The organism is Brevibacillus sp. RS1.1, assembly GCF_013284365.1.
GTDB lineage: Bacteria > Bacillota > Bacilli > Brevibacillales > Brevibacillaceae > Brevibacillus > Brevibacillus brevis_D.
The window spans coordinates 26,453-44,831 of sequence record NZ_JABSVA010000011.1 but is presented as its reverse complement, the minus strand read 5'-3'; the positions used below and the strand labels follow the sequence as shown (position 1 = coordinate 44,831).

The window sequence follows — 18,379 nt, the reverse complement described above, 5'->3', positions numbered from 1 at the left end:
AGAAGATCATGGCTAACTACCGCGACCCAAAACTGAAGGTATTTACGTGCAACGCAAACCCGGAACTGGCAAAAGAAATCGCCGAACACATCGGCGTACCACTCGGAAACGCACAAGTAGTGCGCTTTAGTGATGGCGAATGCCAACTCAAACTCAATGAAAGCGTTCGCGGTTGTGACGTATTTGTCATTCAGCCAACATCTGCTCCCGTTAATGAGCATCTGATGGAGCTTTTGGTGATGGTCGATGCATTGAAGCGCGCTTCGGCTAAGAGCATCAACGTGGTCATTCCTTACTACGGTTATGCTCGTCAAGATCGTAAAGCACGTGCACGCGATCCAATCACAGCCAAGCTGGTTGCTAACCTGATCGAGACTGCAGGTGCACAACGTGTGATTACGATGGATCTGCACGCAACACAAATCCAAGGCTTCTTCGATATTCCAGTAGATCATCTGCTGGGTGTGCCTATCCTAGGTAAACACTTCTCTGAAAAAGGTCTGAAAGATATCGTTGTCGTATCCCCAGATCACGGTGGAGTGACCCGTGCTCGTAAATTGGCAGAACGTCTGGAAGCGCCTATTGCCATTATTGACAAACGTCGCCCAGAACCAAACGTAGCCGAAGTAATGAACATCGTGGGTAACATCGAAGGCAAAACAGCGATCATCATCGACGATATTATCGATACCGCTGGAACGATCACACTGGCTGCTAGTGCACTTGTAGAAGCAGGCGCACGTGAAGTATATGCATGCTGCACGCACCCAGTTCTTTCTGGTCCTGCTATTGAGCGTATTGCTAACTCGAAGATCAAGGAACTGATTGTGACCAACTCGATTCCGCTGACAGAAGAACAAATTATCGATAAGATTACCGTTCTTTCCGTAGCGCCAATCATTGGTGAAGCAATCATTCGTGTTCACGAAGAGCTTTCCGTAAGCAAGTTGTTCGATTAATATACAATCCCCTCTTTGGGGGTTGAACTAAACCTCCGATGGACAAGCTAGTGAGGAAACTTTTACTAGCGGTCCGAAGGAGGTTTTTTTGTGGAACAATTACAGGCACAGTCTCGCGAAAAAAAGACAGGCAATGCTGTAAAGGTGCTGCGTAACGAAGGCTGGGTTCCCGGTATTATCTACGGCAGCGAAGTGGGCAATAAGCCGATTCAGGTCAAAGGAAGAGAGCTGGATGCGGCCCTGCGTCAGCAGTCGACGAACAAGCCATTCCGGTTAAGTGTAGACGGGAACACGCATGATGTCATGGTTTATGAGCTGCAACGGCATCCTTTGCAGGGGAACATTTTGCATGCAGATTTTAAGAAGATCAATATGAATGAAAAAATACACACGTCTGTCCCTGTCCTCATGACAGGAGATCCGGAATTGGGTGTAGCTACCCTTGTCCGCCACAGTGTGGAAGTGACTTGCTTGCCAGGTAATATACCAGAATCGTTCCTAGTCGATGTCGACGGGTTCAACATCGGGGATGTCGTGTTGGTAGGGGATTTGACAGTTCCGCCAGGTGTGGAGCTGGGGCTTGATTCCACGGAAGTGTTGATCAGTGTCCTGCCAGTTAAGGTCAAGTCCGAAGAATCGATTGATGCGGAGCAAGAGGCAGAAGCAGTGGCTGAAAAAGCAGGAACCGCGAACGAATAAAATAGGGCATGAAAAAGCAGGGCGAGGTGATTTCATCTCTGCCCTTTTCCTTTTGTTCACGTGACCATTGGAGTACAATGGGAAGAGAGTAGGAGGGAATAAGTGTGAAAGTCATAATTGGATTGGGTAATCCCGGCAAAAAATATGAAGACACCAGACATAATGCTGGCTTTATGGCCATAGATAAGATTAGCGACAAATGGGGAATTCCTGTTACACAAAACAAGTTTCGCGCACTCGTGGGCGAAGGCCGAATCGAGGGCGAGAAAGTGCTGCTGGTGAAGCCACAGACGTACATGAATCTCTCCGGTGAATCGGTTGCGGAAGTCCTGAAGTTTTACAAGCTCATTCCGGACGATCTCGTCGTCATCTACGACGATCTTGATTTGCCGACGGGCCATCTACGTCTGCGAGAAAAAGGCAGCGCTGGTGGGCACAACGGCATCAAGTCGATGATTCAGCATTTGGGCACACAGGAGTTTAAACGAATCAAGGTCGGAATCAGTCGTCCTGAACCAGGGCGGAGCGTCAGCGACTATGTTTTGAATACGTTTCCAGTGGCGGAAAGAGCTGACATGCAAGAAGCGGTGAGCTTGGCTGCTGATGCATGCGCTATGTGGACAAGAGAGTCGTTTTTAAAGGTCATGAACCATTACAACAGCTTGAAGAAGTAGTATGATTTCCCACCCATTCGTCCATACTAACCGATAGGAACAGTATGGGGGTGGTATGTGCATGAGCATACGCTATACATGTCGTTGCTGCGGCATGAAGATTGCAGAATTTGACGAATCGCAAGTAACAGAAGCGCAACTCGGGTTTGATTCCTTGACCCCGGAGGAACGTGCTCTTATAATATCGAGAGAACAAAGTGGAGATACGGTCGTCAGCATCACGTGCGACTATTGCCGTGAAGCGCTGATTCAGCATCCAGAGCTTTCGCTAGTCGGAAACCCACTTCAATAAGTGGATACGCATTAGGGAGGCTTGCACTGACAAGGCCTTAGCTTGGGGAGCTAAGGCTTCTTTTCGCATGGCTGACCTGCGGTTGTTGTGAGCGTAAGCGAAGCTCTGATTTTAGTTGACAGAAGAATTAGAGAGGGGATTAGTGAATGCAAGTCATCATTAACCCGATGAAACAGGACACGAACGTCGGGACAATCGTGGCTGGTTTGGAGAAGGGGCTACATGAGCAGCTTGTCTCTGGCTTAGCTGGTTCCGCCCGGCAAGTATTGATGGCGTCATTGCAACAAATGGCAGATCGTCCGGTCTGTGTAGTGACGCATAACATGTACCAAGCACAAAAAGTATACGAAGATTTGATCGAGTTGGTTCCCTCTGATCAGGTGTTGCTTTATCCCGGTAATGAGCTGATTGGCTCTGAGCTTGCTATTGCCAGCCCTGAAATGCTGGCGCAGCGAATTCATGTATTCAACCGTCTGGCCCAAGGCTTTACGGGTTTTTTGGTTGCCCCTTTTGCTGGCTTGCGTCGCTTGGTCGTTCCCCCGCAAGTATGGAAGGAAGCGCAGATTCAGTTATCCGTCGGTAATGAGCTCGATATCGAGTCCTTTTTGCTCCGATGTATTGAGCTTGGCTATGAGCGAGTGGACATGGTTGAGCGCAAGGGAGAAATGAGTATTCGCGGTGGAATTATCGACTTGTATCCGATTGATTCGGAGTGGCCAGTGCGGATCGAGCTTTTTGATGTAGAGATCGACTCGATCCGTACGTTTGACATGCTCTCCCAACGGTCATTGGAATCGGTCCAGACATATATTCTTGGTCCAGCAAAAGAAATGATTGCTTCGACTCCGTTATTGCAGGAATCGGCTGTTCGCTTAGAACAAAAGCTGGGAGAAACCCTCGCCAATTTGAAGGATGGGGCTGCCAAGGAAAAAGTCATGGAGCGAATCGGCTCTGATGCAGAGAGAATGAAGCAGGGACAGCGTTTTGCACAGCTGTATTCGTACATCTCTGTCATTTACCCGACGGGTGATACATTGTTGTCCTATATGCCTTCCGATACCTTGCTGCTCGTTGATGAGCCTTCCCGTGTGTTGGATACGGCAGCGCAACTGCAAAAAGAAGAAGGGGAATGGCTGACGGGACGCATCATTCAGGGCGAATATATGTCCAATCTCAGCCTGTCGCGTACGTACGACGAGATCGTGTCGACGAAAAAGCGCCAGATCGTTTACCTCTCCCTATTTTTGAGACAATCACCGAAGACCCAGCCGCAAAACATTGTAAATCTGACTTGTCGTACCATGCAAAACTTCCATGGACAGATGAACGTGCTGAAAACAGAGCTGGCCCGTTGGAAGAAGTCCCAGGATCAGATCGTCTTTGTCGCAGCTGATTTGGAGCGTGCGAAGCGACTGGAGCGTGTCCTGCATGACTACGAAATGGAAGCGGATGTTTTAACAGAAGCAGTCGAGACAGTACCTCCGGGGCGTCCTACGATCATTTTAGGAAACCTCCAGACAGGCTTTGAGCTTCCGCTAAACAAGCTGGTTGTTATTACGGAAGGTGAAGTGTTTACCGCGAAACAGCGCAAGGCGCGCAAAGTTCAGCAGACGATGAACAACGCGGAGCGTATCAAAAACTACCTCGAGCTCAAGCCCGGTGATTTCGTCGTGCACGTGAATCACGGGATTGGAAAATACCTTGGAATTGAAACCAAGGAAATTCTCGGAATTCATAAAGATTACCTTCATATTCAATACGCAGCAGGAGACAGTCTGTTTGTTCCTATTGATCAAATCGACCATGTGCAGAAGTACGTGGCGAGTGAAGAGGCACAGCCGAAGATTTACAGCTTGGGCGGCAGCGAGTGGAAACGCGTCAAAAACAAAGTCCAGTCGTCTGTAAAGGATATCGCCGAAGATTTGATCAAGCTGTACGCAGCCCGCGAGTCTGCTGTCGGTCACACATTCTCTCCCGACACGACAGAGCAGCGTGAATTTGAGGCGATGTTCCCGTATCAAGAAACACAAGACCAGCTCCGCGCGATTTCGGAAGTGAAAGCGGACATGGAGCGCAAACGTCCGATGGATCGACTCGTTTGTGGGGACGTAGGTTACGGGAAGACTGAGGTTGCGATTCGTGCTGCCTTCAAGGCTGTCATGGACGGAAAACAGGTAGCTGTTTTGGTTCCGACTACGATTCTGGCACAGCAGCATTACGAGACGTTCCGTGAGCGTTTTGCGGAATATCCGATCCGCGTGGAGGTATTGAGTCGATTCCGTTCGCGTAAAGAGCAGAATGCCACACTAAAAGGACTGAAGGAAGGCACAGTCGATGTCGTCATCGGTACGCACCGTCTACTTTCCAAAGACCTGACATTCCGCGAGCTCGGTCTGTTAATCGTAGATGAGGAGCAGCGCTTTGGTGTGAGCCACAAGGAAAAGCTGAAGCAGATTAAAACGAATGTGGATGTTATGACTCTGACCGCTACGCCGATTCCACGTACCTTGCACATGTCGATGCTCGGTGTGCGTGATTTGTCTGTCATCGAAACGCCGCCAGAAAATCGTTTTCCGGTGCAGACGTATGTGATGGATTACAGCCCTGCTCTCGTTCGCGAAGCGATTGAGCGTGAGATGGCTCGTGATGGGCAAGTGTTCTTCCTCTACAACCAAGTACAGGGAATCGAACAGATGGCGGAGCAGATTTCGATGCTCGTTCCTGACGCACGTATCGCTGTAGCGCATGGACAGATGAACGAAAGCGAGCTGGAAGGCGTCATTCTCGACTTTTTGGAAGGGAATTTTGACGTATTGGTCAGCACGACGATCATTGAGACCGGGGTGGACATCCCGAACGTCAATACGCTGATTATTTACAATGCAGATAAAATGGGCTTGTCTCAGCTGTATCAGCTGCGTGGACGTGTAGGTCGTTCCAATCGAATTGCGTACGCGTACTTTACGTATCAACGGGACAAGGTGCTGACAGAGGTAGCGGAAAAACGTCTGCAAGCCATCAAGGAATTTACCGAGCTCGGCTCTGGTTTCAAGATCGCGATGCGAGACTTGTCCATTCGTGGAGCGGGTAATTTGCTGGGCGCGGAGCAGCATGGTTTTATTAATACGGTTGGTTTCGACTTGTATAGCCAGATGCTGAAAGAAGCCATTGATGAGCTGAAGGGCGAAGTCAAACACGAAATTGTCACACCTGTGGAGATCAACCTGCAACTGGATGCCTATATTCCGTCGATGTACATTACGGACAGCCGACAGAAAATCGAGATGTACAAAAAGTTTGTCGCGGTGTCTACCTTGGAAGACGTCGACGATTTGGCAGAGGAGCTGCTAGACCGTTTTGGACCAGTTCCGAAGCCGGTTGATAATCTGTTGACTATTTCCCGTTTGCGGGTGTATGCCTTGAAGCACCATATCACCGAAATTAGCCAGAAGAATCCAGACGAGATTAAATTGTTACTGCACCCTAGTCAGAACAACAATATCGATGGTGGAGCGCTGTTTGCGCTTACCAGTAACTGGAGCAAGAGGGTTGGGCTGTCGGGTGGACAACAGATCACGATTGCTGTTAAAGTAAAGGGGTTAAAAGAAGATGAGGGCGTGCAGTTGGTTGAAAAGCTGCTGCGTCAATTTCACCAGGTGCGAAGAGACACCGGTACGGAGAGCCCTGTGTCTTAACTGACAAAATGGGCTTGCCTGAGAAGGGAGAACCTTATTTATGAAACGTTCTGTAGCGATTCTATCTTCGGCTGTTCTGGTCGTGGCACTCATGACTGGTTGCGGTGGAAAAGCAGAAGAAGCGAAGCAAGACTCAAAAACTCCAGCGAATCAGACAGATGGCAGCAATCAAGCTGCTAATGATCCTTTGGTACAATTCCCTAAACTCACTCTGCCTTACGCAGCAGACCAGAAAGCGGTCATTGTGGAGTATCAAGGAGGAACTGTAACAGGAAAAGAGTTCGAAGAGTTCCTGCGTGTCATTAACTTCATGAACCCACAACAAGGTACCATGATTGAAATGGCTGATAGCAAATCACTGAAGGCTTTTGCCCGTGAGTTCACAGCTACCAAGGTTTTGGCTAGCCGTTCCGACGACGCTATGAAAAAAGAGTCTAAAGAACTCGCTGAGAAAACTTTCGAGAAAATCAAAACACAGTACATGAGCTTTTTGGGCAAGGATGAAGCTCAGTTCAACAAGCTCATGGATGGCCAAGGCGTAACCAAGGACATGATTCTCAATCAGATGGACTTGATCAATCAGTCCATCAATGTGATGAAAAAGAATATCGACGATGCTACGCTGAAGCAAACCTATGATCAAATGGACAAAGCTTCCCGTACCGTTGCTTCTGTTCGCCACATCCTGATCTCTACCGAAAAGCGCACACCAGAAGAGGCGTTGAAAATCTCCAACGACTTGGAAGCGCGCTTGAAAAAGGGTGAAGACTTCGCGAAGCTGGCAACAGAGTTCACAGATGACCCAGGCAGCAAGCAGTCTGGGGGCTTGTACGAAAATGCGGATGTAACGCAATGGGTACCAGAATTTAAAGAAGCATCCCTGACACAAAAAGTCGGTGAAGTTGGACCGCCAGTAAAAACTAATTTTGGTTACCATATTATTAAGGTCGAGAATCGCAAAGAAAAGACCTTTGATGAGATGAAAGAACAGCTCCGCGCGAGTTCTTTGGAGAAAGCGTACGATACTTTCGCCAAGACCGAGCTGGACAAGCTCATTACGAAATTCAACATCCCGCAGTCCAAAAATGATGCTCCAGCAAAAAAATAAGAAGTCCGAAGAAAAACAGGGAATTCGTTTCCCTGTTTTTTCGTTTTCTCGCATATTCTTCAAACGTGGGCAAATACTATTATCACTCGCTACCACCCGGGGGAGAGTAATTGAAGTAACTGGCAAAAATTGATACCATCACCCATAGTTAAAATTAGAATTTGAGGAAAAAATACAACCAACCACCATCTATTCACTACCCACTTCTTACGGGAAAGCGAGGCAACAAGACATGAAAGCAACTGGTATCGTTCGTCGAATTGACGACCTCGGTCGGGTCGTGATTCCTAAGGAGATTCGTCGTACACTGCGCATTCGTGAGGGCGACCCGCTTGAGATTTTCGTGGATCGTGACGGAGAAGTCATTCTCAAAAAGTATTCACCGATTGGAGAATTGGGTGATTTTGCAAAAGAGTACGCCGACTCTTTGTATGAAAGCATGAATCATACCGTACTGATTTCAGACAGGGATACTGTCATTGCTGTGGCAGGGGCCTCCAAAAAGGAATACTTGGAGAAACCAATTGGTAGCATTGTTGAGAAATGCTTGGAGGAAAGAAAGACCAGACTGGAGAAAAACGCAGGCTCTTATGAAATTTGTCGTGATTTGAACGAGACGATGGGCTCGTTCGTCATCGCACCGATTGTTGCAGGAGGCGATCCAATCGGGTCCGTGATCCTCCTCAACAAAAACGAGTCAACGAAGATGAGTGATTTGGAGATCAAAATGTCGGAAACAGCGGCCGGTTTCCTGGCAAAGCAGATGGAGCAATAGCATGTAATTGTGAAAAACAGCCCCGGGGTCCGAGGCTGTTTTTTCTTGTGACGGATTGTAATATGAAGTGCGACACCTATGCGTAGATAAAAAATAGCCCATGATTGATTCATGTAAAATGGAGTCATCACAACAACCTTTTACACAAGGAGAATCAATCATGAGTTGTTCACATCTTAGCATAACGGAACGTAGTCAGCTAGCACTCCTTCTTCGCTTGGGTTGTTGGTCTACCCGTGCTAATTGCCACAGAACTCAAACGTCATCACTCTACCATTTCCCGCGAGTTAAAACGAGGGTATGGGGTATAACAATATCAGGCGGAGGCTGATCATGAGGCTTACGTAAAGCGGCGAGAACGTTCTGTTTCTCGTGGGAAATGGACAACCGAAAGTGAAGAATACATTGCCGGGAGGTTGGCCCGAGCAGATTACTGGACGGATAATCAAGAATGCCCAGAACAGAATGTTTCGTTTTGCTATCCTTCGCCACAAAGGCAAACGCCGAGGTCCTGTAGAAACGCATGGCCGATTCAACGTAGGAAAGTCCATTCACCAGCGCCCCAAAGAAGTGAGGAAATGTCATAGTTTTGGTCACTGGGAGCTAGATACGGTTGTTTCCAGTCGGGGAAAAAATAAAGCAAGCGTCGCTACATTCGCTGAGCGTAAGACCCGCCTCTACATTGCAATTAAGATGCCTGATCGCACAGCGGCCTCTTTAGAGAAGGCATTTGGAGTCTCTTTTCCCAAGGGTACGTTTCAGACAGCCACCGTTGACCGAGGAAAAGAGTTTTCCTGTTATGAATGGTTGGAGTCAGCAAATGATCTAGCTATTTACTTTGCCGATCCCTACTCTTCCTGGCAAAGGGGTACCAATGAGAACGCGAATGGTCTTCTCCGAAAGTTCTTCCCCAAAGGTAAGGATTTTGCCGAGGTCTTTGAGGAAGAGCTTACTCAAGTATTGTGTCTGATTAACAAGCGGCCAAGAAAATGTCTAGGCTGGAAGACGGCTCAGGAATCATTCATGGAAGCTCTGTCGCACTTGGATTGACAATTCGTCAAAAACAAGATCGGGACCAGGCGCGAAAGGATGCTTCAGCGCGTAACGCGATCGAAGGGAAATTTGGAGAAGGCAAATGTTCCTATGGACTGGGGCGTATTCGAGTACGCCTTCGAGTACGCCTTCGAGAGACAAGCGAATCGGTCATCACCCTGCAACTACGTGTCATGAATCTTGAATGCAAGCTGCGCGCGTTCTCTTTTTGCCGATTTTCAAATGGGTGTTGAATTTGATTCGACTGCCTCAAATGGCTTGAGCTGAGAAACGTTCAGCAATCCATATATTAGAAATAGAACAACAAGATTACCATTGGATGATCAGTGATTTTTGTTATCACAAAAACAATTTGAAACTTTCCGTTTAAAAATACGTTGATTAATTTACAAAAAATGTTATGGTTAAATATGTAAATAATTGAACAGGAGTGAGGATTTTGTCGAAAAAGAGAGTGTTCTCAGTATCTGTTTTAATGTTCGTTGTAATTATGTTACTCACCTCAGTAGTAAGTGCAGCTAGCTCTCATCGGCTTCATTATGAAACTGATAGTGCTAATTGGGAATATAATAAAGATGGTGTAATCAAAATTAGGTACCATTACACACAGGATGGAAAATATGATTTTGGGACAAGAGTAGCTATCGGAGCAATTGCTTGGGAGGACATGGCAGACTCTCCTTTTGACTTTGTAAAAGCATCGAATATAGATCGGGCAGATATGATAATTACTAGTGACGACTATGGATCAGTAACTTGGATCGGATTAGCTTCTCCTAATAGGAGTCAGAAGCCAATAAAATTAAATGAGTATTATAAAGCAAATTCACCAGTTAAAGGACACGATTTTACCTATGAATGTTATGAAAATGTAGCTGCACATGAAATAGGACATATACATGGTTTGGATCATTACGATTGCCGGGATGAGTTAATGCTATATGCTCATTCGCATGTAGTTGACCCATATGATGGTGACCGCCAAGGAATATATAAATTATACTAAATGCAAAGGAGACATCCGTTATGAAAAAAGTAATACTTTTGTTTTCTATTGCTGGAATCATTAGTTTAGGTGGGTACGGGTTGTATGTAAATTCCGATGAGAGTTATGCAATGGCTCATGGACAATTAGCACAAGTGTATACAAGTCTAGGGGAATTATCTCAGGATACACCACTTGTTGTTGAAGCCGAGGTTACTGGAAAAGGTGATAAATTTGAATATAAGGATGTTGTTTTTGTTAAAACTGATGTAAAGATAAAAAGTGTATATAGAGAAAATCTCGGTATAAAGGAAAATGATACAATCACAGTCTTACAGACATATATGGAAGAAGATCCTGTCGTTGAAAAAAAGGAAAATTTAGTTCTGTTCCTAGATAAATACACAGGACCAGTTCATGATGATGCCTTTACTATTGTAGGAGCAATGCAGGGACATTTTGTGATTAAGGATGATAAAATATTCCCTAAAAAGGAAGGCGAATCAAACTCACACAACCATGTGAATTCGATAGGTTCAAAAGAGAACACGGATTTGCTTGAGATTGCATCATCAGGTATATCATTGGACGAATTGAAAAAAACACTTGATGAAAATGACTATGAAGAACCGAGGAGTCTTAGAAACGCAAAAACAGACGATATCAATGAAGAAAATAGAGTTGAGCAAGAACTTATGAGAGAAATAGATGAAAGTGGAAAACTAAAAGAATAAATCATTAGCGATTACTTCAAAACGTTGAAAATCCCCTTGAAAAAAAGAGGCCACTGAAAAAGTCCCGTTGGTGCGAGAAAGGTACGGTCACTCACGAAAGATGAGAAGACTGTACCTTTTTTCTGTATAATTAAGGCATCACGTGGGAGAGTGAGAGTCCAATGATACAACAACAAACGCTGATATAAAGCATTTGCAATAGTAGCCAGAATTTATGACGACTTCAGTGAAATGAATAAGAGTTATATAAGTGAAGTGACCTTTTTGGTGACTTCACTCATTTTTTTATGCTCAGATGCTTGTGGTATAATGAACGAAGTTTTAGGTTGGAGAGGAGAAATTTCACTCACATGGGTCAAGAAAAAGCTTCCGTTCAATTTGTGAAAGGCGCGGCGATACTTGGAATTGCCGGTCTTGTCTCCAAGCTTTTAGGCGCTGTATACCGCATCCCATACCAAAACATTGCCGGAGATATCGGCTTGTACGTATATATGCAAGTATACCCGCTGTATACCGCTTTGTTGATTCTAGCGACGGCGGGTTTCCCCATTGCCATTTCCAAGATCGTCTCCGAGCGCGTCGCTGTCGGGGATGCGATCGGGGCACGCAGGGCGTTTCGAGTAGCCAGTATATCGCTGGTCGTTCTCGGGATCTTTTTCTTCTTACTGTTATATGGAGGGGCACCTATTATTGCCAGTATGATGGGTGATGAGCATTTGATTACCCCGCTCCGAGCGGTAGCTTGGTCACTGCCATTGGTACCGATGGCTGCGATCCTGCGCGGCTATTTTCAGGGGCATCAAAACATGATGCCGACTGGCGTCTCTCAGGTTGCTGAGCAGTTCATTCGCGTGATTTTCATTCTGGTTGCTGCATTCTGGGCGATGAACGTGTATCAGGACCCTTACCTGGCTGGTACAGGTGCCGTTTTTGCTGCTTTTCCAGGTGCCATTGCAGCAATTCTCGTCTTGCTTTGGTATTGGAGAGCGGACAAGAAGATGGGTCAGCTGTCCATGGGTCAGGTTCAGCAATCATCCGTGCAACCGTGGACCAATCGTCAAATACTTCGTCATCTCTTGACCTATGCCGTTCCGATTTGTATGGGCGCTCTGGTTCTGCCGCTTGTTCCGCTTGTAGACTCGATGACCGTCGTCAATATACTGCAATGGAGCGGGACCCCAGAGGACTTGGCCAAGCTTTTGAAGGGTGCATTTGACCGTGGTCAACCACTCATTCAGTTTGGTACGTTTTTTGCCACGTCCTTGTCGCTGGCGTTAGTGCCTGCGATCAGTGAAGCTGTTGCCCAGCGCCAGCATCAATTGATCTCTCATCGTTCCGAAGTGGCGATTCGACTGACATTCCTGTTGGGATTGCCTGCTTCCTTTGGACTTGCTCTGTTGGCGGAGCCGATCAACGTCATGCTCTACGGAGATAGCAACGGTACCGAGGCCCTCGCTGTACAGTCCTTCACGATTATTTTCGCCACGGTGAGTATTGCTAGCGCGGGAATTTTGCAAGGCTTGGGGCGTGTAATGCGACCTGCCCGCAACCTGTTTATTGGTGTATTGGTGAAGCTCATCCTCAATCTGGCACTCGTCCCGTTCTGGGGTATCTCTGGTGCAGCAGTATCCACCGTTTTAGCTTATTTGGTTGCCATGGGACTAAACGTTTTAGCGGTAATCAAATACACGGGAGCAAACATTGGATTCCGTCAAACGGTGAAAAAGCCATTTGTGTCTGTCGTTGTGATGTCGATTGTCGTGCTGATTGTGGAGTGGCTTGCTAATACAGTGCTGGCCAGTGCCGGACTTTCCAATCGCTTGTTCTATACGCTGGTAGGCTTGATTGCTGTCGCTTTAGGAGCATTGTTCTATTTGCTGGCGCTTTTGAAAACGGGTGGACTCACGAGAAGTGATATTCAATTTTTGCCAAAAGGAAAGCGAATTGCTTCGCTGTTAACGAAATACAAGCTCCTCCCAGCGGAGAAGGCGAGAATGAACGAAAAGGAGGCGTGACAAGTGGAAATGAAGAATAAGACCATTACCGTAGTCGGTCTTGGTGCCGGAGATTTGGACCAGCTTCCTTATGGCATCTATCGTACGCTCAAAGCTGCCAAACAGCTGTATTTGCGCACGAAAGAGCATCCGGTCGTAGCCGAGTTGATCGCAGAAGGCATCACGATTGAATCCTTTGACGATGTATATGAGCAGCACGATACGTTTTCTGATGTGTACACCGATATTGTGGAGCGGCTTTTTTCACGGGTAAACGAAGCTGGTAGCCTTGTCTATGCCGTACCAGGTCATCCTTTGGTGGCGGAACGTACCGTGCAGTTGTTGTTGGCAGAGGGACCAAACCGTGGCGTAGAAATCGAAATTGGCGGTGGACAGAGCTTTATCGATCCGTTGTTTGCCCGCCTACATATTGATCCGATTGAGGGATTCTCTCTGCTGGATGGGACGGCCATCGCTGCTCATAAAGTATCACCGGGTCTGCACACGATTATCGCGCAAGTGTACGATGCGTTTGTGGCCTCTGATGTGAAGCTGACCTTGATGGAAGTGCTGCCGGATGATTACGAGGTGACCGTAGCGACAGCCGTAGGGGTAGCGGGTCAAGAAATCATTGAGACAGTCCCGTTGTATGAACTGGACAGACTCGATCATTTCGGGAATTTGTCCCTGGTGTATGTACCGCCGACGAAGGACGAGAAGGTGTCGTACCGCCAATTCTCCTACTTGAAGGAGATCGTGGCGATCCTGCGCAGTCCGGATGGATGCCCGTGGGATCGCGAGCAAACACATCAAAGCATCCGCAAAAACTTGATTGAAGAGACGTACGAGGTTTTGGAGACGATCGACGACGATGATCCAGATGCGATGTGTGAGGAGCTGGGGGATTTGTTGATGCAAATCATGCTCCATTCGCAGATGGCAGCCGAAGACGGATATTTTTCGGTAGATGATGTTGTCGCGACATTGAATGAAAAGCTAGTTCGCCGCCACCCGCACGTATTCGGAGAAAAGAGCGCGAATGATTCCGAGGAAGCGCTGGCGAATTGGCAGGAGATCAAAGCACAGGAAAAAGCAGCAAAAGGCATCGATGTAACGGTTCAATCACAGTTGGCGGGAATACCGCGCGACTTGCCAGCACTGATGTATGCGTACAAGCTGCAAAAGAAAGCAGCCCAAGTCGGCTTTGACTGGGACGATATTGCAGACGTGTACAAAAAGGTAGAAGAGGAATACCACGAACTACAAGAAGCATCAGAGGAAGAACGAGCTGGCGAGTTGGGGGATTTACTATTTGCGGTAGTCAATCTGGCGCGTTTCCTCGGGCTCGATCCGGAGGAAGCCCTCGCATTGACCAACAACAAGTTCAAGAAGCGCTTTTCCTATATTGAAGGCAAGCTGCAAGAAGCGGGCCGTACCTTTGAGCAGACGGACCTGCAAGAAATGGACAAATGGTGGGAGGAAGCCAAACATGAGACTTGATAAATACTTGAAAGTGTCTCGACTGATCAAGCGGCGCACGCTCGCAAAAGAAGTGTGCGACAAACAGCGTGTGGAAATCAACGATCGCCCAGCAAAGGCATCCAGTAATGTGAAAATCGGCGACAAGCTGGCAATCCGTTTCGGACAAAAAATCGTTTCGGTAAAAGTAGAGGATATCAAAGAAAACCCACGCAAAGAAGAAGCGGCTTCACTGTATACCGTCATCGGCGAAGTTCCCGTTCCGCGTGATGAAAAAGAAGAAGATGCTTACCTCAAAGGGTAATGTGCATACGAACAGAGACTGCCGGGATGGCAGTCTTTTTTTAGGCTTTTTTTCAACGAAGGGATATAATGGGAGTACCTGAAGGCATTTTCCGAAGGGATGTGTGCAGTATGCAACAAAACGGGGTTCGAACGGGCTACTTTTTGTCCATTTCGCTTCTGTTATCATCTATCCTATACTTTTTTGCTTCGAACTGGCCGGTTATGGTCAGGGAACAAAAGATCGGCGTCAGTGTGGCAATCCTCGTTCTTTTTTATTTATTATCCTATGGATTGCGTTTTATCAAACGACATTCGTTTTTGAGCAATTGGCTTCTGGTAGCTGGAGGCTTGGCTTTTGGCACCAGTGTAGCTTTGTTGGGGCAAATATACAATTCACATGCCGACAGCTATATGCTGTTCGTCGTATGGCTCATACCGAATTTGCTGTTCGCGATTTTCACGCGCTATCAGCCATTCTATGTCATCAGCTATGTCCTCGCTCATTTAGCGATTTATTTCTTTCTCCATCCATCCGTCATTCATGTAGCACGTGAAGACGAGTGGTGGTTCATGATTTTTTGGTTGATTGCGTTGGGGAATATGGTCCTGTTCTGGTTAACCTCTACGGGGAAATGGCATTCCAAGCCGATTTACTACCTATCGTTTCTGACGTTTTCCCTCAGTCTTTTCGGTTCATCCTTCACCGAAGTGTATGGTCCGCTCCCTGAGCTTTTATATGTCCTGACGGGCGGGATTCTATTTGTTACGTTTTTAAAATGGGTGCCGAGTCGCGGGCTTCTGATTGTGACGGCATCGTTGCTCGCGCTGTTTGTGCTCGCTAATTTCATATCCTATATGGTGCAATATTTCTCAGAAAGCTTCTTTGTTTTCATGATGCTGCTGACTGTACTCATTGTTTGGGGAGCAGTTGCAGGGATTAATTGGCTGCGTAAGGAATCAGCGCATCAAAAAAGCAAATGGGTTGTGTTTTTTCAAGAGGCATTCACGGTTCTCGTCACAACCATTGCCGCATCCATTGGAGCCACTTCGATAGCAGGTCTGCTTTTTCTGATCATTCAAGACGAAGTGGTTATTGATTTACTGTTTTTCCTTTCATTAATTGGCTTTATTGGCCCTGTGGTGTTTATGAGCAGGATGAATACAACGGTACGATATACGCTGCTCACAATGGGGTATCTATTGGGTGTCGGTTCTATTCTCTTTTTAGAAGGAGCTTATTGGATCGTTTTCCTGTTGGTACTGTTATACGTGTGGAAAGCTGTCTCAGCCATTCCGGCGCGGCTTTTGACACAGTTGACCTTTTTAGTCGTCCTCGCTACGAAGCTGGATGAGTACCTGCCTTCCTTTGAATATGTGCTCGTAATCATCTTTGCTACGCAGATGGCGATGCATTACGTAAAGCAATTGCCAGTCGTTTTGCAAAACAGCTCGTTGGTGTACGCCTTACTCTCGCTTTTGATCCTGACGGAGAAAAGCTTTCAATCAGGCTCCATGAATGTAGTTGTGAATCTGGCTTTTTTCGCAGTCAGCACGTATTTGTTGTATCGGACATTGCATCAGCAAAATAGGGTGAGATTTGGAATCGTGCTCGGTTTCTGGTTTGCCTTTCTCCTCATGAAGTACTATGACATGCTATGGAGCTTGCTGCACAAGTCACTGAGCCTGCTTTTGCTCAGCCTGGTGTTTTTCGTCGCTACCTTGTGGTGGGATCGAAGGGCGAAAATCGAGTGGCCAAAAAGCGAGCCTTCCCTTTTTGTGAGAAAAGCGCTTGTGTTGCTTCCTGTTATTTTGCTGCAATTTGCTTTGATTGGCTATCAAGTATGGAGCAGTGAGACGATCCTGGCCAACGGAAAAACGGTGAAGCTGGAGCTGGTCCCAATCGATCCGCGTTCGTTGCTGCAAGGGGATTACGTCAGACTTGGCTACACCATATCTGCATTGGACCAGGAACAGGTTGACTCAGGGGATAAGATTCGTGTCGTACTCCGTCAACAAGCAAATGGCTTGCATAGCTACAGTGGCTATTATGAGCGCAATGGTCAATGGAATCGGGCCTACGAGCCTCAGCCATCGGATGTGATCATTAATGGAAGCACAATCGGTGGCAATCGAGTGGAATACGGCATAGAAAGCTATTTTGTCCCGGAAGGAACCGGACTTGAAGTGGAGCGGAATGCCAAATACGCTATTGTGAAAATTGGCGGGAGAGGCGATGCCATTTTGGAGAGCCTGACGAGCCAGTAACATTTCAAAAAAAGAAGCTGCCTGTGTCATCGGGCAGCTTCTTTTGTGTGAGGAAGTAAACGTTCTTTGGAATCCATTTGCAACACGATCGAGCGGGTGAGGATGACACCTACGACCCCCAGCGAAAAGATGAGGAGTGCCATTAGATAGGACGGGAGGACAGCTCCCAAAGTGATTCCGACTGCCCCCATGATCCGCGCTCCGGGCACAACAAGTCCGTTCACAGCCATGTAGGAGCTACGTAAATCATCTTTTACAATTTGCGACAGATAGGTTTGGCGAATGGGAGCGTGAATCAGCTCGCCTAATGTGCTTATAAGCACCGCAGCCAGGATAACGATAAGGGAGTTGCTGTACATAATCAGTGAGTACCCGGCAATATACATCAGTCCACTTATATACAAGGCAGGTGCTTCTTTCAAGCGCTCGATGAGCTTGGTGACGGCAAGAGAGAATAATACCACGAGCAGCGTATTTTCGAGCTGGATCAGGCTGAATATTTTGAGGCCAGTTAGTTCAACAGTAAACCAGTCAAATAAACCAATGCTCCGCGGGGCAAACTCTTGAGCAAGTCTGACAGCGATGTAGTTAGGTGTTTGGAATTCCGGTGCAAAGATGAGCATGCCGCCTAGTGAAAAGAGGATGAAACGACGGTCAGTCATTACCAGCTTGTAGCTTGCAACCATATCCCGTAAGATACCTGTCCTCGATCCGACAAAGGGCATTGGCTTTGGCTTTGGCTGGTACGATTCCTTGATGGAAAAGGCGATGATCACCAGTGTGAGAAAGCTGACAACCGTTAGCACGAGAAGCAGTTCAAAGCGATGGGTAGCAAACAAGAGTCCTCCCACCACAGAACCTAGCGCAATCGATAAGTTGTTGGACCAGTAGCTGATGCCGTACATATACGTCCGGTTTTCTTTCGTACTGACATCGATGAGCATCGCATCTGCGGCAGGGTTAATCATTCCGTTACTCGCATTCTGAACGAGCATCATGGCAAACGTGAGCCAAGCAGAGTCGAGCCACGGGGAGTTCGCTGCCATCATGATGAAGAGAGCGCAGCACTGAATCCATTGTCCGTAGACCATCACTTTTTTTCTGCCCCATCGATCAGCCAGGTAGCCTCCGTAGAAGCCCATCAAGATTTGCGCACATACGGTCAGGACTAACAGGAGCCCCGTTATAGCAGGACCGAGCTTGGCAGAAAAGTAGATGGCCATAAAAGGGAAGATCATATTTCCTACCAGACGTGTCAGAAAGGAAGTCACGATTCGTATGCGAATGTTGGGATGGAGTTGCGAAAAGCTCATGGGGACGACCTCCTTTTTTCCAATTGTAGCTATGAAAAGGAGAAGAAAAAGGGTAAGATTCCTCTATAA

Annotated in this window: 14 protein-coding genes and 2 pseudogenes; 15 read left to right on the top strand and 1 reads right to left on the bottom strand. The window is 47.1% G+C overall.

All coding sequences use genetic code 11. The features are described 5' to 3' along the window. Window positions 1–8: 8 nt before the first annotated feature. From HP570_RS24865 to HP570_RS24795, 15 genes and pseudogenes are all read left to right on the top strand, one after another. The gene (locus HP570_RS24865; RefSeq protein ID WP_007726399.1) at window positions 9–959 is read left to right on the top strand and encodes a ribose-phosphate diphosphokinase; all 951 of its coding nucleotides are present in this window, start codon (window positions 9–11) and stop codon (window positions 957–959) included. 90 nt (window positions 960–1,049) lie between these two features. Further along, window positions 1,050–1,658, top strand: coding sequence for a 50S ribosomal protein L25 (locus HP570_RS24860; protein ID WP_173627503.1), 609 nt, complete (start codon window positions 1,050–1,052; stop codon window positions 1,656–1,658). A 104-nt stretch (window positions 1,659–1,762) separates the two neighbouring features. Beyond that, complete coding sequence (pth, locus tag HP570_RS24855) at window positions 1,763–2,332, top strand: aminoacyl-tRNA hydrolase (protein WP_173627502.1); 570 nt, start codon at window positions 1,763–1,765, stop codon at window positions 2,330–2,332. Between the two features lie 61 nt (window positions 2,333–2,393). Further along, window positions 2,394–2,624, top strand: coding sequence for an anti-sigma-F factor Fin (locus tag HP570_RS24850; RefSeq protein WP_007726431.1), 231 nt, complete (start codon window positions 2,394–2,396; stop codon window positions 2,622–2,624). A 146-nt stretch (window positions 2,625–2,770) separates the two neighbouring features. Next, complete coding sequence (gene mfd, locus HP570_RS24845; protein ID WP_012683874.1) at window positions 2,771–6,319, top strand: transcription-repair coupling factor; 3,549 nt, start codon at window positions 2,771–2,773, stop codon at window positions 6,317–6,319. Between the two features lie 40 nt (window positions 6,320–6,359). Continuing rightward, window positions 6,360–7,427 (top strand): peptidylprolyl isomerase, encoded by a 1,068-nt coding sequence (locus HP570_RS24840; protein ID WP_012683875.1) that lies wholly within the window; start codon window positions 6,360–6,362, stop codon window positions 7,425–7,427. A 232-nt stretch (window positions 7,428–7,659) separates the two neighbouring features. Continuing rightward, the gene (spoVT, locus tag HP570_RS24835) at window positions 7,660–8,202 is read left to right on the top strand and encodes a stage V sporulation protein T (protein ID WP_012683876.1); all 543 of its coding nucleotides are present in this window, start codon (window positions 7,660–7,662) and stop codon (window positions 8,200–8,202) included. Window positions 8,203–8,362: 160 nt separating this feature from the next. After that, window positions 8,363–9,252: pseudogene (locus tag HP570_RS24830) on the top strand (IS30 family transposase). 14 nt (window positions 9,253–9,266) lie between these two features. Continuing rightward, window positions 9,267–9,488, top strand: a pseudogene (locus HP570_RS24825) (transposase); the annotation flags it as partial. Between the two features lie 206 nt (window positions 9,489–9,694). Beyond that, the gene (locus HP570_RS24820) at window positions 9,695–10,261 is read left to right on the top strand and encodes a matrixin family metalloprotease (protein WP_173627501.1); all 567 of its coding nucleotides are present in this window, start codon (window positions 9,695–9,697) and stop codon (window positions 10,259–10,261) included. Between the two features lie 20 nt (window positions 10,262–10,281). Continuing rightward, complete coding sequence (locus HP570_RS24815; RefSeq protein ID WP_064202225.1) at window positions 10,282–10,974, top strand: hypothetical protein; 693 nt, start codon at window positions 10,282–10,284, stop codon at window positions 10,972–10,974. Between the two features lie 350 nt (window positions 10,975–11,324). Continuing rightward, window positions 11,325–12,989 (top strand): putative polysaccharide biosynthesis protein, encoded by a 1,665-nt coding sequence (locus HP570_RS24810; RefSeq protein ID WP_012683877.1) that lies wholly within the window; start codon window positions 11,325–11,327, stop codon window positions 12,987–12,989. Window positions 12,990–12,998: 9 nt separating this feature from the next. Then, window positions 12,999–14,468, top strand: coding sequence for a bifunctional methyltransferase/pyrophosphohydrolase YabN (gene yabN / locus HP570_RS24805; protein ID WP_173627549.1), 1,470 nt, complete (start codon window positions 12,999–13,001; stop codon window positions 14,466–14,468). After that, window positions 14,458–14,751: an RNA-binding S4 domain-containing protein gene (locus tag HP570_RS24800; RefSeq protein ID WP_012683879.1), complete on the top strand. Its 294-nt coding sequence runs from the start codon at window positions 14,458–14,460 to the stop codon at window positions 14,749–14,751. The genes yabN and HP570_RS24800 overlap by 11 nt, the downstream gene beginning before the upstream one ends. A 110-nt stretch (window positions 14,752–14,861) precedes the next feature. After that, on the top strand, window positions 14,862–16,997 hold the full coding sequence (locus tag HP570_RS24795) for a GDYXXLXY domain-containing protein (RefSeq protein WP_173627500.1): 2,136 nt from the start codon (window positions 14,862–14,864) through the stop codon (window positions 16,995–16,997). Window positions 16,998–17,023: 26 nt separating this feature from the next. Here the strand turns inward: HP570_RS24795 and HP570_RS24790 are convergent, their stop codons facing one another. Continuing rightward, complete coding sequence (locus tag HP570_RS24790; RefSeq protein WP_173627499.1) at window positions 17,024–18,310, bottom strand: MDR family MFS transporter; 1,287 nt, start codon at window positions 18,308–18,310, stop codon at window positions 17,024–17,026. Window positions 18,311–18,379: the final 69 nt, after the last annotated feature.